The 21,505-nt window shown below is 60.5% G+C and carries 23 protein-coding genes and 1 tRNA gene; 7 read left to right on the top strand and 17 right to left on the bottom strand.

The features are described from left to right. Positions 1–74: 74 nt before the first annotated feature. The 7 genes from AC1DF8_RS07485 to AC1DF8_RS07455 all read right to left on the bottom strand — a co-directional run bounded on the left by AC1DF8_RS07485 (position 75) and on the right by AC1DF8_RS07455 (position 5,460). Entirely contained in the window at positions 75–956 is an 882-nt protein-coding gene (locus AC1DF8_RS07485) for a 3-hydroxybutyryl-CoA dehydrogenase (RefSeq protein ID WP_112970886.1), read from the bottom strand. Positions 957–1,103: 147 nt separating this feature from the next. Beyond that, complete coding sequence (locus AC1DF8_RS07480; protein ID WP_477995551.1) at positions 1,104–2,033, bottom strand: electron transfer flavoprotein subunit alpha/FixB family protein; 930 nt, start codon at positions 2,031–2,033, stop codon at positions 1,104–1,106. Positions 2,034–2,056: 23 nt separating this feature from the next. Further along, positions 2,057–2,806, bottom strand: coding sequence for an electron transfer flavoprotein subunit beta/FixA family protein (locus AC1DF8_RS07475; protein ID WP_477995549.1), 750 nt, complete (start codon positions 2,804–2,806; stop codon positions 2,057–2,059). A 183-nt stretch (positions 2,807–2,989) separates the two neighbouring features. Next, a complete protein-coding gene (locus AC1DF8_RS07470; RefSeq protein ID WP_477995547.1) occupies positions 2,990–3,775 on the bottom strand; it encodes a rhomboid family intramembrane serine protease in 786 nt (261 codons plus the stop codon). 37 nt (positions 3,776–3,812) lie between these two features. Next, positions 3,813–4,391 carry a cob(I)yrinic acid a,c-diamide adenosyltransferase gene (locus AC1DF8_RS07465; protein WP_113204395.1) on the bottom strand — a complete coding sequence of 193 codons (579 nt, stop codon included), beginning with the start codon at positions 4,389–4,391 and terminating at the stop codon, positions 3,813–3,815. A gap of 14 nt (positions 4,392–4,405) precedes the next feature. Beyond that, complete coding sequence (locus AC1DF8_RS07460) at positions 4,406–4,609, bottom strand: twin transmembrane helix small protein (protein WP_037101578.1); 204 nt, start codon at positions 4,607–4,609, stop codon at positions 4,406–4,408. 17 nt (positions 4,610–4,626) lie between these two features. Further along, positions 4,627–5,460: an SDR family oxidoreductase gene (locus AC1DF8_RS07455; protein ID WP_477995544.1), complete on the bottom strand. Its 834-nt coding sequence runs from the start codon at positions 5,458–5,460 to the stop codon at positions 4,627–4,629. Between the two features lie 68 nt (positions 5,461–5,528). Between AC1DF8_RS07455 and AC1DF8_RS07450 the strand changes: the two genes are divergently transcribed. Further along, a complete protein-coding gene (locus tag AC1DF8_RS07450) occupies positions 5,529–6,500 on the top strand; it encodes a YihY/virulence factor BrkB family protein (protein WP_112545523.1) in 972 nt (323 codons plus the stop codon). Here AC1DF8_RS07450 and gluQRS read toward each other — a convergent pair. Next, positions 6,465–7,346: a tRNA glutamyl-Q(34) synthetase GluQRS gene (gene gluQRS / locus AC1DF8_RS07445; RefSeq protein ID WP_477995542.1), complete on the bottom strand. Its 882-nt coding sequence runs from the start codon at positions 7,344–7,346 to the stop codon at positions 6,465–6,467. The genes AC1DF8_RS07450 and gluQRS overlap by 36 nt on opposite strands. Between gluQRS and AC1DF8_RS07440 the strand changes: the two genes are divergently transcribed. Together AC1DF8_RS07440 and AC1DF8_RS07435 are read left to right on the top strand one after the other, a co-directional pair. Next, a complete protein-coding gene (locus AC1DF8_RS07440) occupies positions 7,345–8,031 on the top strand; it encodes a DNA-3-methyladenine glycosylase family protein (RefSeq protein ID WP_477995540.1) in 687 nt (228 codons plus the stop codon). The two genes, gluQRS and AC1DF8_RS07440, sit on opposite strands and share 2 nt — an antisense overlap. 112 nt (positions 8,032–8,143) lie before the next feature. After that, complete coding sequence (locus AC1DF8_RS07435; RefSeq protein WP_112545520.1) at positions 8,144–8,701, top strand: HNH endonuclease; 558 nt, start codon at positions 8,144–8,146, stop codon at positions 8,699–8,701. 9 nt (positions 8,702–8,710) lie between these two features. Here AC1DF8_RS07435 and AC1DF8_RS07430 read toward each other — a convergent pair whose 3' ends face one another. Then, positions 8,711–9,226, bottom strand: coding sequence for a disulfide bond formation protein B (locus AC1DF8_RS07430; RefSeq protein ID WP_477995537.1), 516 nt, complete (start codon positions 9,224–9,226; stop codon positions 8,711–8,713). 22 nt (positions 9,227–9,248) lie between these two features. Continuing rightward, positions 9,249–9,839, bottom strand: a complete 591-nt coding sequence (locus AC1DF8_RS07425; protein WP_112545518.1) for a YqaA family protein — start codon at positions 9,837–9,839, stop codon at positions 9,249–9,251. Positions 9,840–10,034: 195 nt separating this feature from the next. On the opposite strand from AC1DF8_RS07425, the gene AC1DF8_RS07420 reads away from it, so the two are divergent. Beyond that, complete coding sequence (locus AC1DF8_RS07420; protein ID WP_477995536.1) at positions 10,035–10,337, top strand: hypothetical protein; 303 nt, start codon at positions 10,035–10,037, stop codon at positions 10,335–10,337. Positions 10,338–10,370: 33 nt separating this feature from the next. On the opposite strand, the gene AC1DF8_RS07415 is transcribed toward AC1DF8_RS07420, so the two are convergent. Then, positions 10,371–12,113: a cation:proton antiporter domain-containing protein gene (locus AC1DF8_RS07415; protein WP_477995534.1), complete on the bottom strand. Its 1,743-nt coding sequence runs from the start codon at positions 12,111–12,113 to the stop codon at positions 10,371–10,373. Between the two features lie 158 nt (positions 12,114–12,271). Between AC1DF8_RS07415 and AC1DF8_RS07410 the strand changes: the two genes are divergently transcribed. Continuing rightward, positions 12,272–12,574: a hypothetical protein gene (locus tag AC1DF8_RS07410; protein ID WP_477995532.1), complete on the top strand. Its 303-nt coding sequence runs from the start codon at positions 12,272–12,274 to the stop codon at positions 12,572–12,574. Positions 12,575–12,684: 110 nt separating this feature from the next. Here AC1DF8_RS07410 and AC1DF8_RS07405 read toward each other — a convergent pair. Together AC1DF8_RS07405 and AC1DF8_RS07400 are read right to left on the bottom strand one after the other, a co-directional pair. Beyond that, positions 12,685–12,769: transfer RNA gene (locus tag AC1DF8_RS07405), tRNA-Leu, on the bottom strand. 85 nt (positions 12,770–12,854) lie between these two features. Continuing rightward, on the bottom strand, positions 12,855–14,150 hold the full coding sequence (locus AC1DF8_RS07400) for an MFS transporter (RefSeq protein WP_112970896.1): 1,296 nt from the start codon (positions 14,148–14,150) through the stop codon (positions 12,855–12,857). A 124-nt stretch (positions 14,151–14,274) separates the two neighbouring features. Here AC1DF8_RS07400 and AC1DF8_RS07395 point away from each other — a divergent pair, with 124 nt between their 5' ends. Further along, the gene (locus tag AC1DF8_RS07395; protein WP_477995530.1) at positions 14,275–14,853 is read left to right on the top strand and encodes a TetR/AcrR family transcriptional regulator; all 579 of its coding nucleotides are present in this window, start codon (positions 14,275–14,277) and stop codon (positions 14,851–14,853) included. A gap of 53 nt (positions 14,854–14,906) precedes the next feature. Here AC1DF8_RS07395 and AC1DF8_RS07390 read toward each other — a convergent pair whose 3' ends face one another. Continuing rightward, the gene (locus AC1DF8_RS07390) at positions 14,907–15,701 is read right to left on the bottom strand and encodes a class I SAM-dependent methyltransferase (RefSeq protein WP_477995528.1); all 795 of its coding nucleotides are present in this window, start codon (positions 15,699–15,701) and stop codon (positions 14,907–14,909) included. 186 nt (positions 15,702–15,887) lie between these two features. After that, entirely contained in the window at positions 15,888–16,868 is a 981-nt protein-coding gene (locus AC1DF8_RS07385; protein WP_112545511.1) for an aldo/keto reductase, read from the bottom strand. A gap of 222 nt (positions 16,869–17,090) precedes the next feature. Here AC1DF8_RS07385 and AC1DF8_RS07380 point away from each other — a divergent pair, with 222 nt between their 5' ends. Further along, positions 17,091–18,728 carry an AMP-binding protein gene (locus tag AC1DF8_RS07380; protein ID WP_477995526.1) on the top strand — a complete coding sequence of 546 codons (1,638 nt, stop codon included), beginning with the start codon at positions 17,091–17,093 and terminating at the stop codon, positions 18,726–18,728. Here AC1DF8_RS07380 and AC1DF8_RS07375 read toward each other — a convergent pair. Together AC1DF8_RS07375 and AC1DF8_RS07370 are read right to left on the bottom strand one after the other, a co-directional pair. Continuing rightward, complete coding sequence (locus AC1DF8_RS07375; RefSeq protein WP_112545133.1) at positions 18,725–20,002, bottom strand: GNAT family N-acetyltransferase; 1,278 nt, start codon at positions 20,000–20,002, stop codon at positions 18,725–18,727. The two genes, AC1DF8_RS07380 and AC1DF8_RS07375, sit on opposite strands and share 4 nt — an antisense overlap. Further along, positions 20,003–21,418 carry a lipopolysaccharide biosynthesis protein gene (locus tag AC1DF8_RS07370; protein ID WP_477995525.1) on the bottom strand — a complete coding sequence of 472 codons (1,416 nt, stop codon included), beginning with the start codon at positions 21,416–21,418 and terminating at the stop codon, positions 20,003–20,005. Between the last annotated feature and the right edge of the window lie 87 nt (positions 21,419–21,505).

The following is a 21,505-nucleotide window of genomic DNA, read 5'->3' as shown; positions in this document are numbered from 1 at the left end:
TTTTTCCTCCCATTCACGGCAGGAAAGCATGTCGCGAGCCTTTGTTCCATTCGCCTATTTTAGTGATCAGGGACTTATCGGGTCGGAACCGGGGTTTCGCCGCGATAGTCATAGAAGCCGCGGCCGGATTTGCGGCCGAGCCAGCCGGCCTCGACATATTTCACCAGAAGCGGGCACGGGCGGTATTTGCTGTCGGCGAGGCCGTCGTGCAGCACCTGCATGATTGAAAGGCAGGTATCGAGGCCGATGAAATCGGCAAGCTGCAACGGTCCCATCGGATGGTTGGCGCCGAGCTTCATGGCGGTATCGATGGCATCGACCGTGCCGACGCCTTCGTAGAGCGTATAGATCGCTTCATTGATCATCGGCAGCAGAATGCGGTTGACGATGAAGGCCGGGAAATCCTCGGCGACCGTAACGGTCTTTTCCAGCGATGCGACGAATTCCCTGGCGGCGGAAAAGGTTGTTTCCTCAGTCGCGATGCCGCGCACCAGTTCCACGAGCTTCATGACCGGAACCGGGTTCATGAAGTGGATGCCCATGAAACGCTCGGGACGGTCGGTCGCGGCTGCAAGACGCGTGATCGACAGCGAGGAGGTGTTGGTGGCAAGGATCGCTTCCGGCTTCAGTACCGGACAGACCTGAGTATAGATCTTGCGCTTGACGCTTTCATCTTCGGTTGCCGCCTCGATCACGAGATCAGAGGGGGCGAGATCGTTGACATTGGCCGAGCCGGTAATATGGGAAAGCGCTGTGCTGCGCTCTTCATCGGTCATCTTGCCGTTCGTCACCTGACGCGCAAAATTGCCGTTGATGGTGGCAAGGCCGGACTCGATACGGTCTTGCGACAGATCGTAGATATGAACCTTGTATCCTGCGGCGGCCGAAACATGCGCGATGCCGCAGCCCATCTGGCCCGCACCAATGATACCAATATTCTTCAACACCGCGCTCATCTCCAACCCCCGCCCGGCATACACCCCCGCGCCGCCGGTATTTTTATATGAAATTGCCGGACGAAAGATCGCCCGGCAAAAGTAGTAGACCGATAGAAGACAATTTTCCAGTCATTCGCAAGTGCGAAAAGAAGGCAATCTGACCGATCAGAGGGCTTTTTCGAGCTCCGGCAGGACGTCGAAGAGATCGGCGACAAGTCCATAGTCGGCGATCTGGAAGATCGGGGCCTCTTCGTCCTTGTTGATCGCGACAATGACCTTCGAATCCTTCATGCCGGCGAGATGCTGGATGGCGCCCGATATGCCGCAAGCAATGTAGAGCTGCGGGGCGACGACCTTGCCGGTCTGGCCGACCTGCCAGTCGTTCGGGGCGTAACCGGCGTCGACGGCGGCACGCGAGGCGCCGACGGCTGCACCGAGCTTGTCGGCGACCGGCAGGATGACTTCCTTGAACTTCTCGGCGGAGCCGAGCGCGCGGCCACCGGAGATGATGATCTTGGCGGAGGTCAGTTCCGGACGTTCGGAGGCCGAGAGCGCGTCGGACACGAAGTTCGAAAGGCCCGGATCGGAGACRGCGGGGATTGCTTCGACGGCGGCCGCGCCGCCCTCGGAGGCGGAGGTGAAGGAAGCGGTGCGCACGGTGAGGACCTTCTTGGCGTCGGTCGCCTGCACCGTCTGGATCGCGTTGCCGGCATAGATCGGGCGCTTGAAGGTATCCGGCGAAATCACTTCGGTGATTTCTGAGACCTGGGCGACATCGAGGAGAGCGGCGACGCGCGGCATGACATTCTTGCCAGTGGAGGTCGCCGCGGCGACGATCGTGTCGTAGCTGCCGGCCAGAGAGACGATCAGGTCGCCAAGCGGCTCAGCAAGATTGTTGGCGAGCTCATCGCTTTCGGCGAGCAGCACTTTGGAGACGCCGGATAGCTTGGCAGCCGCGTCGGCGGCGGCCTTTGCGCCCTTGCCGGCGACGAGAACGTGGATGTCTCCGCCAATCTGTGCGGCAGCCGTCAGGGCCTTGGCGGTCTGGTCGGAAAGGGTTGCGTTGTCGTGGTCAGCCAGAAGAAGAATGGCCATGGTCGTAATTCCTTTCTCGAACTTTAGAGGACGCCGGCTTCGTTCTTGAGCTTGTCGACAAGCTCGGCGACCGACTTCACCTTGACGCCCGCCTTGCGGCCGGACGGCTCTTCCGTCTTCAGCACCTTGAGGCGTGGAGCGGTGGAAATACCGAAATCGGCCGGGCTCTTCTTGTCGAGGGGCTTCTTCTTCGCCTTCATGATGTTCGGCAGGGTGGCGTAACGCGGCTCGTTCAAGCGCAGGTCGGTCGTGACGACCGCGGGTAGCTTGACCTTGATCGTCTGCAGGCCGCCGTCGATCTCACGGGTAACGGTGGCATTGTCGCCCTCGATCGCGATCTTGGAGGCGAAGGTCGCCTGGGCGGAGCCGAGAAGGGCTGCCAGCATCTGGCCGGTCTGGTTGGAATCGTCGTCGATCGCCTGTTTGCCGACGATGATCAAGCCCGGCTTTTCGGCGTCGGCAACACCCTTGAGGATCTTTGCCACGGTGAGCGGTTCGACGGCGTCATCGGTTTCGACGAGGATGGCGCGGTCGGCGCCCATGGCGAGCGCGGTGCGGAGCGTTTCCTCGGCCTTGGCCGGGCCGATCGAGACGACGATCACTTCCTCGGCCTTGCCGGCTTCCTTCAGGCGAAGGGCCTCCTCGACCGAAATCTCGTCGAACGGGTTCATCGACATCTTGACGTTGGCAAGGTCGACGCCCGATCCATCCGGCTTGACGCGGATCTTCACGTTGTAATCGACAACGCGCTTGACTGGGACGAGAATTTTCATGGGGTCCTTCCTTCGAGCAGAGATGGGCCTTCAACAGAGACTTCTGGGAAAATGCGCGCTTGGGCGCCGCTCCGATTGTCGAATGGCGACATGGATACGCGTTTTTCCTCCAAATACAACGCTTCCGTGACGCAGCCGGTCGATTTGGATGGTAATATATTAACGTTTACGTTCACGTCAATATTAAAGCTTGTCCCGGCCCCAGGGCAGGCGCGGTGGCACGGGCATGCCCGAGGCAGTGACGCGAATGGGGATCGGCCGATCCTTGACGGCGCGCGGCGTCACGATCTGCCGGTCGAACAGCGGCACGCCTGGGCGGCGCATGACGAAAATGAGCAGGGCACCCGCGATGATGCCTCCGACATGGGCGCCCCACGAGACATTGCCGTCGGAATCGATCAACAGCATGAAGAACTGCTGGCCGACCCAGAGCAGGAGCGGGATGAAGGCGGGTAGCGGCAATGGCACGCGGAAAAAAACCAGCACCCAGACCCGCACGCGCGGATGCAGCATCAGATAGGCCGCCACCACACCTGAGATCGCCCCGGATGCACCGACGAGCGGGGCTTCCGATGTCGTCGACAGCAGGCCGTGGCAGAGGGCACCGGCGGCGGCGCAGGCGAGGTAGAAGATGAGGAAGCGCAGATGCCCCATTGCATCCTCGACATTATCGCCGAAGACCCAGAGGAAGATCATGTTGCCGGCAAGATGCCAGAAGCCCGTATGGATGAAGGAATAGGTGATGTAGGTGGCGGCTTCCGGCACGATCTCCAGTCCCGGCGCCAGCATCGCATGGCCGAAGATGATAGCCGGGATATAGCCGAGGCCGACGGTTGCGGCCTGGGCGACCTGCTCGCTTTCGACAGCCGTGAAGATCCAGGCGGCAATGTTTGCCGCCATCAGGCCGAGCGTGACCCACTGAACCCTGATGTGCTTCAGCGTATTGGCATCGTGCAGCGGTATGAACATGAAGGCCTGCCCCCGGGCGATCGTGACGGCTGCGAACCTACCTGTTTTTTCCGGGAACCCAAAGCACATCCGTCTTGCCGCCATCATTTGCATGGCGGGCCGCAACGAACAGGAAGTCGGAGAGACGGTTGACATATTTGAGGGCCGCGACGCCCACGATCTCTCCCTCGCCGCGGGCAAGTGCAACCATCAGCCGTTCGGCACGGCGCGCCATCGTCCGGGCAAGGTGCAGATGAGCGGCGGCAGGGCTGCCGCCGGGCAGCACGAAGGATTTCAGCGGGTCGAGATCGGCATTCAGCCTGTCGATATCGCGTTCCAGCCGGGTGACCTGGCTTTCCACGATGCGTAGCGGCTCATAAGCCGGCGGCTCGTCGGTTTCAGGCGTAGCCAGATCGGCACCGAGGTCGAAGAGGTCGTTCTGGATCAGCATCAGCATGGCATCGAGTTCGGGCAGGTCCGCCGTATGCAGCCTTGCGACGCCGATTACCGAATTGGTTTCGTCGATGGTGCCGTAGGCTTCGACACGCAGGTCATGCTTGGCACGTCGCGGGCCGGAGACGAGCGCGGTCGTGCCGTCATCGCCGGTTCTGGTGTAGATCTTGTTGAGCTTTACCATTGACGGCTTTCGGATCAGCTCGGGCGTCCGCCACCGGTCAACCAGAGCGTCAGCATGATCAGGATGACGGCGATTGCCTGCAGCAGCACGCGCAGCTGCATCAGCTTGTTGGAAAGGTTCGGATCGCCACCCTTCATCATGTTGAACAGGCCGCGGATCAGCACGAGGGCGACGAGACCCATGACGATGATCGCAATGACGTAGGTGACTGTGGACATGGCAGTCTCTTTTCTTTTCAGTCCGTCCAGCGCATCAGGCGGTAGAAGAGGTCGGACGGAAGCAGCCTCTTCAACAATATGCCCTGTTTAGCCGGAGTCGTTACGGGATAATGTGGCTTCGGATTTTTCGAGTTCAATGCACGTGTCAATACTGCGTAGACCGCCTCGGGGCCAAGCTTGTGGCGGTTGACCGGGCCTGAGCCTTCAAGGCGGGCGAGTTGCCGGCGGTATTCGACCGCATGGGGCGAGTTTTCCAGGTCGATATGTTCTTTGATCTTCGCCAGCGCGTTTGTGGTGAAGCGGCTGGTGATCGGTCCCGGCTCAATCAGGCTCACATGAATGCCGCTTCCCTGCAGCTCCATGCGCAGGGTGATGCTCAGGCCTTCGAGCGCGAATTTCGAGGCCGTGTAAGCGCCGCGATAGCGGTAGGGCACGAGGCCGAGGATCGAGGAGCATTGGACGATGCGACCCTGGCCGCGCCGGCGCATGAAGGGAATGATCAGCCTGGTCAGTTCGTGCCAGCCGAAGACATTGGTCTCGAACTGGTCGCGCAGGGCCTGCGTGGAGAGATCCTCGACTGCGCCGGGCTGCCCATAGGCGCCATTGTTGAACAAGGCATCGATCCTGCCGCCAGTGCGCTCGGCCACTGCGTCCACCAGCGCCGAGATCGTTTCAGGCTGCGTGTAGTCCATCAGCACGGCTTCGATGCCGTCTGCTTCGAGCGACGACAAATCCTCCGCCTTGCGTACTGTGGCGAAGACACGCCAGCCGTCGGCTTTCAGGGCGCGCGAGCAATAAGCGCCGATGCCGGAAGAGCATCCGGTCACGACGATGATGCGCGGGTCAGCCATTCAATGATTCCTGTACAAAATGGGACTCGTTTCCCATATTCGCGGAAAGGATACAATTGGGAAGCAGAATGCCGAAATTCCTGCGCACGTTCTACGATGTGGTGTACGACGCCATCTGCCACCTCATCGAGGACGATGGCTTTGCAATGGCAAGCCATGTGGCGCTTTCCACCCTGCTTGCAGTCTTTCCCTTCCTGATCTTCGGCACGGCGCTTGCCAATTTTCTTGGTGCCGACCAGTTTTCCACCACGGCCATCCATCTGATCTTCGATACGTGGCCTGAAGCGATCGCCAAGCCGCTGGCCGACCAGGTGGTGGAGGTCTTGACGATCCCGCGCGGCGGGCTGCTGACCATCTCCGTGCTTGCGGCTGCCTATTTCGCCTCGAACGGTGTCGAGGCACTCAGGATCTCGCTCAATCGCGCCTATCGCGTGCAGGAGACGCGCCCTTGGTACTTCACCCGCCTTGCGAGCCTCGGTTATGTCCTCATCGCCGTGATCATCTTTGCGGTCATCAGCATTCTGCTCGTGGCAGTCCCTGTCGGTCTTGATTATGCCCGCGACTGGCTGCTGCACAACGACTCGCTCGAATGGCTTCCCGTCACCATCCGCCAATGGCTGCCAGCCATCGTCGACACACTCGAAATTGTCTTCAGCTGGCGCATCTACGGCACGCTCGTCATGCTGACGATTGCCCTGCTCGTCGTCCATCTCTGGCTGCCCTCCGGCAAGCGTCGCGTATTCGACGTCGTCCCGGGCGTGTTCCTGACCTTGATATTCTGGCTCATCGGTGCGCTGATCTTTGCCTATTATCTTGCGACCTTCGCCAACTACACAGCCACCTATGCCGGTCTGGCGTCCGTCATGATCGTGCTGATCTTTCTCTATATGGTGGGTGTCATCTTCATCGTCGGCGCAGAGATCAATGCGGCGCTCATGAAGTTCCGGGTGTTGCGCAATTTCTCGCGAACCTTCTCGGTGGTCGGACGTGACCACGCCGCCGATTCAAAGCCCGACAAGACTGCGAATATCGGCGGCTGACAGCCCCCTGGCACGCAGTTCCGCAAGGCCGGTATCGCCTTCACTCTTGGAAAGTTTGCGGCCCTCTGCATCCACGATGAGACGGTGATGGTGATAGACGGGCTGCGGCAGGTCGAGCAGCTCCTGCAGCAGCCGATGCACCGAGGTGGCGTGGAAGAGGTCGAGGCCGCGCACGACGTGGGTCACGCCCTGCAGCGCATCGTCGATGACGACGGAGAGATGATAGCTCGAGGGCGCGTCCGAGCGCGAGAGAACGACGTCGCCCCAGGCGACGGGCTCGGCCAGGATTTCGCCCTTACGCTCATCGCCTGTCTCCATCCAGAACAGCGGTTCACCGATCAGGTCCAACGCCCTGCTCATGTTCAGCCGCCATGCATGTCTGAGACCTGAGCCCAGCATCGCGTCGCGTTCTTCCTCGCTGCGGTCACGATCGTCGGCTGGATAATGCGGCGTGCCATCCGGATCGCGCGGCCAGGGCTCGCCCATCCGCTCATAGGCGGTAACGCGTGCCTTGACCTCACCGCGCGTCAGAAAGGAGGGATAGACCAGCCCGCGTTCGATCAGCGAATGAAGGGCTGCCTGATATTCGGAAAAATGTTCCTGCTGGCGACGGACCGGCTGTACCCATTCAATGCCCAGCCACCTGAGGTCGGCGAATATGCCGGCCTCGAATTCTGGTGTGCAGCGGGTCAGGTCTATGTCTTCGATACGCAGCAGCAGCCGACCATCTGCGGCCCTGGCCATGTCGTTGTTCAGGAAAGCCGACAACGCGTGACCGAGATGCAGCTGCCCATTGGGGCTCGGAGCGAAACGGAAGACGGGTTTTTGACGCGGAGTCGTGATCATGCTTTCTTCTGGCATGGATTTGAAACGATCGCGAGGCAAGGTGCGGGTCATCAGCAATGAAAAGGATATTGAGGAGGGGCTTGCCGCTCTCTTTGTTCTCGATCCGCGGCTCGTGGCAATTGCCAGGCAGGCAGGCCCCGTTCCGCTCCGGCTGCGCGAGCCAGGATTTGCCGGCCTTGCCCATATCATCGTTTCGCAGATGGTATCGCGGGCGAGCGCCGAGGCGATCTGGCGGCGGATGCAGCCAGAGAGCGGAATGCTGAGCGCGCAATCTTACATATTGCTTCATCCCGATGCCTGGCGCGAGTTCGGTCTCTCTCGCGCCAAGGCCGATACACTGACGCGGATTGCGCAAGCGGTTGCTTCAGGACGAATCAATCTGGAGGCCATGATCCAAAAACCGCCCGGCGAAGCCCTCGCGGAACTGACGGCTCAGAAGGGAATCGGGCCATGGACGGCGGAGGTCTATCTGATGTTCTGCGGCGGTCATGTGGATGTGTTTCCAACTGGCGACGTGGCGCTTCAGGCGGCGGTCGCTGCGGCATTCGGTCTCGCTGAACGCCCGCAAGCCAAAGTCCTTGCAGGGCTTGCGGAAATCTGGTCGCCATGGCGTTCGGTCGCAGCCCGGCTTTTCTGGGCTTATTACGCTGCAAAAATGCGTCGGGACGTGCTGCCGGTCGCCTGACTGACCCCCTCCCTCAATTTGCCTTTATCCCCTGAATTTATTGGACTTCACAATCCTGTAACAACCGGCCTAATATACAAGTGCAGATGCCGAATCGATCCAGGAGGGCTCCTTGACGATTGCAGTCTCACCACAGGCCCTGCCAGCGCTCGTCCTGAACGCTGACTACCGGCCGCTGAGTTATTACCCCTTGTCGCTCTGGTCCTGGCAGGACGCGATCAAGGCGGTATTTCTCGACCGTGTGAACATTATCGCAGAATATGAGCATGAGGTTTCCTCACCGAGCTTCTCGATGCGGTTGCCGAGTGTCGTGTGCCTGAAGACTTACGTTCAGCCGTCCCGCAATCCCGCCTTCACCCGCTTCAACGTCTTCCTGCGCGACAGGTTCGAGTGCCAGTATTGCGGCGCTCACGACGATTTGACTTTCGACCATGTCATCCCGCGCGCTCACGGCGGCGAGACAACCTGGGAGAATGTCGTGGCAGCCTGTTCTCCCTGCAATTTGCGCAAGGGCAGCAAGCTTCCGAAGCAGGCTGGCATGCTCCCGGCGCAAAAGCCTTATCAGCCGACCGTGCAGGACCTGCACAATAACGGTCGGCTCTTCCCGCCGAACTACCTGCATGACAGCTGGCTCGACTACCTCTACTGGGACACCGAGCTGCAGCCCTGATCGAACCGACTATGCAGTCTTCTTCACGCTCCACAAGGCGAAGGCTGCGAGGACCAGGCTTGCGATCACATTCCAGCCGGCGAAGGACAAGCCCAGGACCCGCAGCGCTGCATCCGTGCAGGACGGGCCCTTGATCGTATTCAGTTCGCCCAGGAGATCGCCGGCATTGGTGGTCATGCTGCTGGCCGTGGTCGAGCAGGTGGCTGGACCGGGCCAGAAATGCCACTCGACGCCGGCGTGATAGACGCCCATGCCGGCGCCCACCAGCATGAGGATGCCGACGGCGAGGATGATGGCGCGCGTCATCCAGTTCGGCAGGCCGACGAGAGCCGCAACAGCGCCGACTACAGCGATTGGAATGCCATAATAATAGGGCTGGCGCTGCAGCAGGCAGAGCGCACAGGGAATATAACCGCCGATATACTGGAAGCCGAGCGCCGTGCCGACGACCACTGCCATGGCAATGGCGAGCAGCAGCGAGAGGGTGAAGCCCGGGCGGGCAAGCGGCGAGGTGGGGGCATTCATGGCGGAACTCCGCGAAGTTGGCTCAGTGGGCAAAATATCTGTAGGCTAGATATAGCACGATCACGACCGCCGCGCCGACGCCGACGATCTGGCCGAGGCGCTTCTCGATGAAGTGGCGGATCGGCTCGCCATAACGGCGCAGCAGCCAGGCAAGGAAGAGGAAGCGGGCGCCGCGGGCGATGATTGCCGAAACGATGAAGAGCGGCAGGCTGACGTGGATGACGCCGGATAGAATCGTGACGATCTTGATTGGCGGAAGGTGCGCCAGACCCGATGTGACGAGAAGCAGGAGGATCGTCTCGTAGGTGACGTAGGACTTCATCTGCTCGAATTGATCGAGCTTTCCATAGAATTCCAGCACCGGGCGCGCGACAGCCTCGTAGGCATAATAGCCGAGCGCCCAGCCGGCGATTCCGCCCAGCACCGATGCGATGGTAGCGACGATCGCGTAGCGATAGGAGCGTTCGGGCTTGGCAAGTGCCATCGGCAGGAAGAGCACGTCCGCGGGAACCAGAAAGACGGAGCTTTCGACGAAGGCGATGACGGCGAGCCAGACTTCGGCCGATTTCTTCGAGGCCAGAGACATGGTCCAGTCGTAAAGTCTGCGGAGCATCCGTTTCCTTTCCTTGTTGCGACGCACAAAGCATTAGGGGGCGATCGTGACGCTGTAAATGCTTGGTCTTCGGCTTGACGACGTTCGCGTTGAAAATTTTCGTGATCGACCTGGTCCCCTCCCAAGATTTAGCAGGATGGCAAGGGGGCGAATCTGCGGCAAGCTACCGGCAGATCGAAATACTGACGGCACCCCATGAGATTGAAGGTCATAGACGGCGGGCTCAGCGCCGCCAAAGAATGGAACAAGGAAGCGGAACACCGCCGGCCGGAACATGAGGATGTTCGGCGCGAGGCCGAGCGGCGTCTCGGTGCCAGCGGATATCACCGGTCACGGGTCATGGAATTTGCCATTGGTGTGCCGATGCCGTCATCACTCAGATACCTCGCCATGCAGATCGAATATGCTGCCGAGGCAATGTGCCGTCTCGATCGTATTCCAGCTGATTTCGATTCAGACCTGTACTGGCCGGCGCTGGATAGCACTACGACAGCGTGACAGGGGTTTGGCAACGACTAGCCCCCGGAGCGCTTACGACAGGTCCATGGATTTTTCCCACTGCTGGCGCATGACGTTCATTTCGGTGCGCTTCTGGGCCATTTCGCTGACGATGGCACGTAGGTTCGGATGACGCGACATGAACATGTTGAAATCGCGGCGCTCCAGCACTTCGAACTGGCAGAAATCGACGGCGATGACGTCAGCCGTACGGCGGCCGCCGCTGAGTAGCGCCATTTCACCGAAGAAGGCGCCGGGCTCCAGGCGAACCGAACCGCTTGCCAGCCTCACTTCGACCGCGCCGGAAGAAATGAAATACATGCTGTCGCCGCGGTCGCCGCGTCGGATCACACGTTCACCGGGTGGAGCAAGTCTAGCCTGGAAGAGCAGCAGCAGTTCCTCCAGTGCATCCTCGTCGACCTCTGAAAAGAGCGGGAAAGTATCGATCAGTTGCTGGATGCGCAGATGGTGTTGGCGTTCACGCTCCTCGCCGATTGCACGGATCTTCTCGAGTTCGCGGCTGAGAGTGTCCTGATTCTTGCGGCCGTACGTGTCGTAGACACGCGGCCATTTCGTCCTGATATGGCGGTTCAGGTTTTCCGCTACGAAGATGACCAGCGGATTAAGGGTGATGGAGAGGATCGCTGCAGCGAGGATCAGATCCTGCCCCTCATGCGGCAACAGACCGAGGGAGACACCGAGTCCAGCGAGGATGAATGAGAATTCGCCGATCTGAGCAAGGCCACCGGCGGCCGTCAGGCCCATGCCGATCGGATAGCGCAAGAAAGTTACGATGCCGAAGGCGATAATCGCCTTGCCGATGATAATCAGCGCCAAGGCACTGACGACGGCAAGCGGCTGCTTCACGATGATCGATGGATCGAAGAGCATGCCGACCGAGACGAAGAACAACACCGAGAAAGCGTTCTGCAACGGCAGGGAATCGGCTGCTGCTCGATGGCTGAGATGGGATTCGCTCATGACCACGCCGGCAAAGAAGGCGCCGAGCGCGAAGGAAACGCCAAAGATCGCCGCCGAGCCAAAGGCGATGCCAAGTGCGATGGCAAGCACCGCAAGAGTAAAAAGCTCACGCGAGCCGGTGCGGGCAATCAGCGTCAGAAGCCAGGGCACGATACGCGGGCCGAGGAAGATCGCCATGGCGGCAAAAGCTGCGACCTTCAGCAAGGTCAGCGCGATCGTGGCCCAGAGAGGCAGGTCGAGGCCGTGCCAGGCTTCACCCGCATGGCCACCCAAAAGCTCGGCCAGTGCCGGCAGAAGCACGAGCGCCAGCACCATTGCAAGATCCTCGACGATCAGCCAGCCGACGGCAACACGCCCACCGGCGGTGTTGACAAGGTTGCGTTCTTCCAGCGCCTTCAGAAGTACGACGGTACTGGCAACCGAAAGGCTGAGGCCGAAGACGATGCCGGCGCCGAGGCTCCAGCCCCAGAGTTCTCCGAGGCCGATGCCGAGCAGGGTGGCAAGGAGAATCTGGCCAATGGCGCCGGGTATTGCGATGCCGCGCACGGCAAGAAGATCGGATGCCGAGAAATGAAGGCCGACGCCGAACATCAGCAGGATCACGCCCATTTCGGCAAGCTGGCTCGCAAGCTCGGTATCGGCAACGAAGCCCGGCGTAAACGGCCCCATGACGACCCCGGCGGCAAGATAGCCGACAAGTGGCGGCAGCCTCAACCTGTCCGCGCCGTAGCCAAGAATTACTGCAAAGACGAAGCTTATGGCTACCGTCGCAATGAGTCCCGTTTCCTGGTGCATCAGCCCTCTCAAAATGCCGCAAGGCCGGCACTTTAGGACGAAGCGTCGGCAAAGTTAAAGAGTTGATTTGAATAGAATTGGCTTAAAGCGCTGCCTTTTTGGGCGGAACCACGAAGCTCCTGGGTCGTTGCCTATGCATGAAGACGAGGAGAAGAGATATGCGAAAGATCATCATCAACTGTGCAATCGCTGCCCTTGCCCTGGGCTCGGCTGCGGCGCCTGCGATGGCAGGCAGCGTTACAGTCACACGCGAGCGCGCCTATGACGGTTATGATCGTTACGACCGTGACCGAGACCGGGTCCGACCCGGCGTTACCATCAGTGATCGCGGCATTACGTTCGGCGCGGTGCGCGAACGTGATCGTTATCGCGATCGGGACCGTGACCGCTGCTACACGCGTAGCGTGAGCCGCGAGACTGAGGAAGGAACGGTGACAAAAACGGTCAGACGGTGTGACTAAACAGCCGGCTGAGGTCCTGCACTTCGTGGAACTTCAGCATCGTCGGCCATGGATGGTGCCTCGCCCTTCAGGGCGGGGCAAATATACTAGATCTGATATTTAGAGATATTTGGTGCCCCATGCCGGGGTCGAACCAGCACTTCTTTCGAAACTCGATTTTGAGTCGAGCGCGTCTACCAATTCCGCCAATGGGGCAGCGAAATACGAGGCGGCTGTCTAACATGCGTTCGCCCGCGCGTGCAAGACGGCGGGCGAAGTTTAGCCGCTTCGAATTTTGTGTTTAGTGGGCCACAGTTGCGCTTGCGCCGGTTAGGCCCGATTTCTTCAGCGTGATCGCCAGAACCGAGGCGAGCAGACAGAAGGCACCGGCAATGAAGAATGCCGGCAGGTAGCTTTCCAGCGCCGTACGCGACAGGCCGGCGCCGTAAGCAGCGGTTGCAGCGCCAAGCTGGTGGCCGGCGAAGACCCAGCCGAAGACGAGACCGGCTTTTTCACGGCCGAAGCGGTCAGCGGCAATCTTGACGGTCGGCGGCACCGTGGCGATCCAGTCCAGGCCATAGAAGACGGCGAAGATCGACAGGCCGTAGAACGAGAAATCGCTGAAGGGCAGGAAGAGCAGCGAGAGGCCGCGCAAGCCGTAATACCAGAAAAGCAGCCAGCGATTGTCGAAGCGGTCGGAAAGCCAGCCGGAGCCGATCGTGCCGAAGAAATCGAAGATGCCCATGACGGCAAGCACGCTGGCGGCTGCGACCGGCATAATGCCGTAGTCACCGCAAAGGGTCACGAAATGCGTCTGGATCAGGCCGTTGGTGCTGAGACCGCAGATGAAGAAGGTGGCAAACAGGATCCAGAAGGTCGAAGTCGTCGAGATTTCCCTGAGAACCGTGATCGGCGTTGCAAGGGCGGCGGCGAGTGTGCCGCGGGCGGGGGGCGGCGTCACCTGAGTTTCGCCGACCGAGGGCAGGTTTACGTCCGAGGGGCGGTCACGCATGAAAAGCAGCACGAGAAGAGCAGCAACCATGATCATCGCGCAGACGAAGAAGACCGTGGCGCGCCAGCCGTAGCGTTCGGTCAATTCCGCCATCAGTGGCAGGAAGACGAGCTGGCCGGTCGCCGAGCTTGCCGAGAGCATGCCGACGACAAGGCCGCGATGCTTGACGAACCAGCGGGTGGAAACCGTGGCCGCCAGCACCATGGCAGTCAGCCCGGTTCCGAAGCCGACGACGATGCCCCAGAGCGCCAGCAGATGCCAGAGCTTGGTCATGAACAGCGAGCCGACGAAGCCCGCGCCGATCAAGGCAAGGGCGAAGACAATGACTTTGCGGACGCCGAAATAATTCATGAAGGCGGCCGCAAACGGTCCCATCAGGCCGAAAAGGATCAGGCGGATGGCAAGTGCGGAGGAAATCTGCGAAGTTTCCCAGCCGAACTCGTTCTGCAGCGGCTTGATAAGCACGCCCGGCGCGCCCATTGCGCCGGCAGTTACCAGCATGGTCAGGAAGGTGGCTGCGACGACAACCCATCCATAGTGGATGTTTCGCCGGGCAAGGGTTGAAGCAAGTACAGCAGAGACCATGGGCAAATTCCGTTTGTGACGTCGGGACCATACAAGGCCGATTTACATGACGACCATCATATTTGTTGCATATTGATGATGGACATCATATAAATTGTCAAGCGACCATTTCCGGAGACGAAAAATGCGGGTTACCCGCGAGAAATTTGCAGAAAACCGCGAGAAGATCTTGACGGCAGCCAGCGTGCTCTTCCGCGAAAACGGGTTCGACGGCGTCGGCGTTGCGGACATCATGAAAGCCGCGGGTCTGACGCATGGCGGGTTCTACGGTCATTTCGAATCGAAGGACGATCTTGCCTTGGAGGTGAGCCGCAAGCTGATCGAGCGGGTGGAGGAACGCTGGCGTGAGTTGATTGTCGGCCATCCAGACCGTCCGCTTCAGGCGCTGCTCGATCATTACATCCATTGGCGCACGGTCGACGATCCCGGTGGAAGCTGCGTCTTTGCGTCGCTGATCCAGGAGGTCAGCCGCAGCGAAGGGGCGGTTCGTGCGACCTTCAGCGAGGGCTTGTCCACGCTGGTCGATGTGCTGAAGGAAGTGGTGCCCGGCGCGACTGAGGAAGAGCGCCGTGCCAATGCGACGACAACGCTTTCATCGATGATGGGGGCCGTCATTCTTGCCCGCGCGGTCGAGGACCGGGCGCTCGCCGAGCAATTTCTGGTCACGATGCGCCGCAGGCTCGATCCGGCGCAACCATCCTAGGTCATTCGCGCATTCCCGTTGCAAAACGGCTCCGCGCTTTTGCTGGAGTTGCTTCAGTCTCGGAAGGCGATCATCGCAAGGCCTTCGACGATTTCAGTAAAGGTGCCGTTCGGCGAGAGCGCTGCGAGTTCGCTGCGGAAGGCCGTCTCGAATTCTTCTGTCTTGTCGCCCAGCGCCTGTGGAGAGGTGACGGACATGGAGAAGGCGCGGCCGATTATGTCCTCCGTCCCGATTATCCGTTCGTTGACGATGCCGATGCGTTCGAGGTTGCGGAAGGGGGAGCGCAGCAGGACCGTCTCGTGGGGTCCGAATTCCGGCGCGCGGCGCAATTTGCGTTCGGCGTTTTTTTCCGGCGAATAGGTTTCTGACAGCTGATGCAGGACATCACGCCAATCCGGTGCGGCCGCGATATGCCTGTCGGAGAAGAGAACGACAGCGCCATCGCGAGCGATCAGCTTATCGAGTGCGGCAAGCGTTGTCGGGCGGTCCATCCAATGGAAGGCGCGGCCCATGACTGCAAGCTTCAACGGCGCCAGATCCTGGCCGAGATCGTAAGAGGAACCCTGGATAAGCCTTATAGTGACCGCGGCTTCGGACGCATTCTCGCGTGCTGCATCCAGCATTTCCGGCTCGGGATCAATCCCGATTACATCGGCGCCGGCGAGGCGTGCGAAGGCGATGCCGAGCGGTGCCGGGCCGCAGCCGAGATCAAGCAGACGATCACCGGGTTTCAGGCCGGTTCGTTCGGTAACACGTTCGATCAACCTGTCCGGATAGGGGACGCGGAAGCGGCTATAGTAGGTAGCGGTGGTGCGGAAGCGGCGAGCTTCGTAGGGAAAGATGGTCATGCGGCGGGCCCTCTGTTTGCCCGAAACGGCTAAGGCCTAAGTGTGACCGGCTCGTGATGATCTGCCTCAATGGTCGTGACCCAGCTGAGCACTGATATTCCATGCGCGGCGCTCGCCTGAAAGTCCCGACTTTGGAAATTGAAAGGGTCTCCCTCCGCACCAGCAGAGGGAGATTGCCGGCGCGTGTTATTTAAAGCCCGCAACATTGTGCGGGATATAGGGGGCTTCGAGTGCGGCAATGTCTTCGGCGCTGAGTTTCACGGTCAGCGCGCCGACGGCATCCGTGAGGTGTTGCGCCTTGGATGCGCCGATGATCGGCGCGGTGACGGCACTTTTCTGCAGGATCCAGGCGGTGGCGACCTGCGCGCGGGAGATGCCATGGCCCTTGGCAATTTCGGCAACCTTCTCGACGATCTTGCGATCGGCATCTTCAGCCTGCTTGTAGAGCGTCTTGCCGAATTCATCGGTCTCGCTGCGGTTGGTCTTATCGTCCCAGTCACGGGTCAACCGGCCGCGGGCAAGGGGACTCCAGGGAATGACGCCGATCTTCTGGTCTTCACAGAAGGGCAGCATCTCCCGTTCTTCCTCGCGGTAGAGCAGGTTCAGATGGTCCTGCATGCTGACGAATTCCGTCCATCCGTTGAGGCGGGAGGTATAAAGCGCCTTGGCGAACTGCCAGGAATACATGGAGGAGGCGCCGATATAACGCGCCTTGCCGGCTTTCACGACATCATGGAGAGCTTCGAGCGTTTCCTCGATCGGTGTCGTGTAGTCCCACCGGTGAATCTGGTAGAGGTCGACGTAATCGGTTCCGAGACGACGCAGGCTGTTGTCGATCTCGTCGAAGATCGCCTTGCGCGAGAGGCCGGCGCCGTTCGGGCCGGGGCGCATGCGATTGAAGACCTTGGTGGCGAGAACAATATCCTCACGCTTGGCGAAATCCTTGATGGCGCGGCCGACAATCTCCTCGGAGGACCCGTTGGAATAGGTATTGGCCGTGTCGAGGAAATTGATCCCGAGTTCAATCGCTTGCCGGAGCAATGCGCGGCTTCCTTCTTCAGGCAGGCTCCAGGCGTGGTTTCCACGGTCCGGATCGCCATAGGTCATGCAGCCGAGGCAGATCTTCGAGACTTCGAGACCGGTTTTCCCGAGTTTTACATATTCCATAAAAGTGCTCCGTGATGAATTTCAGCGGCTCCCCAGGCGCATGCGCATGATGTAGTGCAGAAATTGCCGAAGTCTCAGTGAGTACGCGGAGAATGTCTTCTGCAGTTAGCGCAATAATACGTGATGGGCAGGCGGGATGTCGTCCTATGCTTGCGGATTACAATGCTTGCACATTCGACCGGTGAGGTGTTAGCTGGTGCAGCATTTTACTGGATCATGCCTATGAAACTGCCGCCCGGCGATCGATATGACACGCTCTACCGCGATTTTTCCTGGCAGATATCAAAGGATTTCAATATCGGCCGTGCCGTCAGCGACGATTGGGCCGCGCGTGATCCGGATCGCGTCTGTCTCGAACATTTCAGTCCCGACGGCCACCATCTGTCTTTGACATATGGCGAGCTTGCCGCCCGCTCCTCATCCTTCGCCAATGCGCTGTCAGCACTTGGCATCGACAGGGGGGATCGGGTCGCGCTACTCCTGCCGCAATGTTTCGAGACGGTCGTTTCGCATGTCGCGATCTACAAGATGGGCGCGATCGCGCTGCCGCTGGCGCTGCTCTTCGGGGTCGAGGCCCTGGAATACCGGCTGAAGGCTGCGGGCGCGACAGCCGTCGTCACCAACGGCTTCGGGCTTGCACGCATCAACCAGATCCGCGACCGGCTGCCTGACGTCAAGCACGTCGTCTCGATCGAGGGAGAATCGGCTGGTACGCTCGGTTTTGCCGAGCTGGTCTCTGCCTATTCTTCCGCTTTCGAAATTGTGTCGTCAGGCCCGGACGAGCCAGCGCTGATGATCTTCACGTCGGGCACGACGGGGCCGCCGAAGGGCGCATTGCATGGTCACCGGGTTGTCGCCGGCCATATTCCCGGCATGCAGTTTGCCCATGAAGGTTTTCCGCAGGCCGGAGACAAGGTCTGGACGCCGTCAGACTGGGCCTGGGCGGGCGGGCTGCTCAATGCGCTGCTGCCGAGCTTGCTGCTCGGCGTGCCTGTCGTCTCCTCGCCGGCCCAGAAATTCGATGCCGACATGGCCTATCGCATCATGGCCGAGATGAGTGTGCGTAATGCTTTCATTCCGCCGACGGCGCTCCGGCTCCTGAAATCCGTCGAGGAGCCGCGCTCGAAATACGATCTCGTGCTGCGCACCATCGGTTCGGCGGGTGAATCGCTGGGGCGCGAAACCTACGAGTGGGCGCGCCGCACGCTTGGCATTACCGTCAATGAATTTTACGGGCAGACGGAGTGCAATTTCGTGCTGTCTTCGAGCTCTGCCTTCGGGGTGACCAAAGCTGGCGCGATCGGGCGAGCCTCGCCCGGCCACAGGGTTGCTATTGTCAGTGACGAAGGTGACGAACTGCCGGTCGGAGAGCAGGGGCAGATCGCAATCGCCAGCCCTGATCCAGTAATGTTTCTCGGTTACTGGAACGATCCCGATGCGACAGACAGGAAATATGCCAAGGGTTGGCTGCTGACCGGCGATATCGGCCGGCAGGACGCAGAGGGCTATGTCACCTTTGCGGGCCGCGACGACGACGTCATCACCTCATCTGGCTACCGTATCGGGCCTGCAGAGATCGAGGACTGTCTCATCGGCCATCCGGCCGTACAGCTTGCTGCCGCCGTCGGAAAGCCCGATGCGCTGCGCACGGAGATCGTCAAGGCCTATATCGTGCTTTCGCCGGGCTACAGCTCGAGCGCGGAACTGGCGGTGGAGATCCGGGACTGGGTGAAAACCCGGCTTTCGATGCACGAATATCCGCGCGAGGTCGAATTCGTCGATGCTCTGCCGCTGACGACGACGGGCAAGGTCATCCGGCGCCTGCTGCGGGAAAAGGCTGCGGCGGAAGCTAAAAGCTAACCGCGGCCGGCGAGCGACATGATCTTCTCGCGTAGCATCTTCGCCATGTTGCGGGTGCTGCGGTACATGTGAAGCTGAGCCGCGACCTGTCGCATGTCGCGGTCACCGTTCTGGGTGAGGCCGATCACCAGTGTGCCCATCTCCTCGCGTTCCTGCCAGAAGCGGCTCATGATCGGATGATCCGAGACCGCRCAGGAATCCGAGCGTACGACATTGGCGTCGTCGAGATGCCATTCGGTCAGTTCGCTCATTAGCAGCTTGCCTGGCGAATAGCGGGAGTAGCTCTCGTCGTAGGCAGTCTTCCAGGTATAGGCCTCGCCACCCATCATCAGTACGACCACGGCAGCAATCGCCTTGCCGTTAATGTCGATCGTGTGGATGCGGACGGCATCGACTTCCGCCAGATTGGAGACGGCCTCGCGGGCGAACGCGGTGTGATAGCGGTCGGTCACCAGCGCACTGCGGCGCTTGCCCTTCCAGCCGCCGGCCTCCAACGCGAGGAATTCCTCGAAGCGAAGGTGGATTTCGCGTGGCTGGCGGGCAACGGTGTGGACGACATTACCGAGTTCTTCGAGAAGCCGCCACTGACGACGCATCTCGCGCTGGTGAGAGGAGGATATGGTGCGGCCGAGATAGACCATGGCGTCGTCATCGCTTTGCAGCATCGGCCGCTCATAGGGATTGGCAACTGTCAGCGGCAGGTTGCGGCTGAGGGCCACCGCCTTTGCCATGCGCACGAAGATGCCGTTCAGCCGTACATCCGGCAGCACCAGTGTGCCCGGCAGGCCGAGGTCCGGCGTGACAAGACCTTCGAAGAGGTTGTCGAGCGTCTCCGCCGCTTCCTCTGCATCAACCAAGGGCGTGCCGAGCGGACCGAAACTGTTTGCCCAGCCGCGGATGATCGACGGGCCGACGGCAAAGCCGGGCTTGTCGACCGAGAAGGGCATGAGCAGGCGCATGCGGCTGCGATGTTCGTTCTCGTCGCGGATGATGGCGAAATTCACCTGCCGGTCTTCCAGACGCGGCATGGCAGGCGCCAGGAAACGGCCGCTGAAAAAGACGTTCGGTTCCATCGCGCGGTTGGAGAGGAAGTCCAATTCTTCCTGCAGATCGTAACCCAGCCTGCCGGGGTAAAGGCAGAGCTCGCGCCCCAGCCGGCCGATTTCGATCCGTGCTTCGGCCTGCGGCGCCTCGAACTTGAGCGCGGCGAGATCGTGAACCATGCGGTTCGCGTTGCTGTCGGTGCTCTCGGTGATGGGTGGTACACGTACCATCTATCGGGCTCTCATTTCTGGCGTTGCGATGGAAGGGGTTGCGAAGGCAAAAAGTGCGAAGCCGAGCGCACGACGGACAAAGACATGCAGCAGGATCGCTTCCACGGCCATGGCGGAGGCCGTGGCGATTGCCGTGCCGACAATGCCGTAGTGAGGGATCAGCAGGAGATTGAGGCCGACATTGGCGGCGAGTGCTCCGGCGTAAAGGGCGACACAGAGGTTCTGCTTACCCGCCATCATCAACAGCGTCTCGGCGGGACCGATCAGCGCCTTGGCAAGAATACCAGCCAGCAGGATCGCCATCAGCACATAACCGGCTGTAAAGGCGCCTCCGAAGAGCGACAAGAGCATATGACCGGCGGCCAGCACCGCGAGACCGGCGCCAAGCGCCGGCCAGAAAGTCCAGCGCGCGGCATCGATAGCCGCAACTGCGAGATCGGCTCGGTTGCCCTCGGCAATGATCGAGGAGAAGCGCGGGCCGGCGGCGGCCTTTACCGAGAAATTGATGAAATGTACCAGCGCCATGGTCTTGGCCGCTGCGAAATAGATCGCAACGTCGTGCGGCTCCAGAAAGATGCCGACGACGACGACATCGGAATTGGTCAGCAGGAAGCTCACGCCTTCGATGAGGAAGATCGGAAATGCGACACCGAGCCATTCCACGAAATCGACCTTGCGCGGGCCGGCATCGTAATGCTTGCGCATCCGATAGAGGGTTGCGGCATATTGGCCGAGTGCCGTGACGAAGGTCGCCGCGAGCGCTGCCTGCATGGCGGTGACTGCCGTATGCGGCGCGTCGAAGAAAATCGCAGCCAGCATGAAGAGGATGATGAGGATCGGCCTGACAATATAGACCGGGCTCAGCGCCATGACGGGCCAATGATTGGCCCGCGACGTGCCCTCGAGGATGTCGCCGAGCGCGATCATCGGCATCGCCATGAGGCCGAGGAAGATCGGAACCAGATAGTAGCTCTCGATCCTGTCGCCGAAGAAATGCAGGCCAAGCATGCCGGCGATGAGAACGGTCGTGCCCGAGACCATTGCAAAGATGCGCGCAATACCCGTCAGGCCGCGGATTTCGGCGAAGGCGCCGGCAGCGCGATATTGCGGCAGGAAGCGGACAATCGCGGTGTGGAAACCGAGGCAGGAAAGATCCCCGCATAGAACGACCAGCACCCAGACGAAAACGAAGATGCCGTATTCATATTCGCCCATCAGCCGGGCAAGTATGATCTGCGACAGGAAGGCGAGGGCCGCACTCAGAATGCGGATCGAAAAGGCGATCAGCGCCATACGCTGGGCGGCGGCCTTGTCGCCCCGTTCGGTCAGGACCGCGGCAAGCATGCGCCGCGCCCGGCCGGCGATCGGCCGCAGCCCCGCGGGCAGCATCTTTTCCGCTGTTTCTATGACCGCCATTCTGAACACGCAAAACTCTAAGGGCAGGGCATTCGCATGGCCAAGTCTTGCCAGACCAGGGTTAAGAAACGGTATGCCCTGCGAGGA

This window comes from Rhizobium sp. 05N49, assembly GCF_056396805.1.
The sequence above is the reverse complement of the archived record's forward strand: the minus strand, read 5'-3'. Positions and strand labels throughout refer to the sequence as shown.